This is a genomic window from Micromonospora sp. DT4 (assembly GCF_049841675.1).
In the GTDB taxonomy this organism is placed as follows: domain Bacteria; phylum Actinomycetota; class Actinomycetes; order Mycobacteriales; family Micromonosporaceae; genus Micromonospora.
In genome coordinates this window covers 221-675 of sequence record NZ_JBNCKT010000336.1, presented here as the reverse complement: position 1 = coordinate 675, position 455 = coordinate 221, and the positions used below count along the sequence as shown (strand labels likewise).

1 protein-coding gene is annotated in these 455 nt (G+C 66.8%); it reads right to left on the bottom strand.

Annotated elements, in window-relative coordinates; all coding sequences use genetic code 11:
* Positions 1 to 455: HAMP domain-containing protein (locus ACLQ24_RS29985; protein WP_425895095.1), on the bottom strand; the 455-nt coding region annotated here is incomplete at both ends.

Genomic DNA, 455 nt, shown 5'->3' with positions numbered 1-455 from the left:
TTGGACGCCATCGAGTTCACGTTGTCCGTCAGGTCCCGCCACGTACCGGACACGCCCTTGACCTGCGCCTGACCGCCGAGCTTGCCCTCGGTGCCCACCTCGCGGGCCACCCGCGTCACCTCGTCGGCGAACGACGACAACTGGTCGACCATCGTGTTGACAGTCGACTTCAGCTCCAGGATCTCGCCCCGCGCGTCCACCGTGATCTTCTGCGACAGATCACCCTTCGCCACCGCCGTCGAGACCTGGGCGATGTTGCGGACCTGGGCGGTCAGGTTCGACGCCATCGAGTTCACGTTGTCCGTCAGGTCGCGCCAGGTGCCGGCGACGCCGCGCACCTGCGCCTGACCACCGAGCTTGCCCTCGGTGCCCACCTCACGGGCCACCCGCGTCACCTCGTCGGCGAACGACGACAACTGGTCGACCATCGTGTTGACAGTCGACTTCAGCTCCAG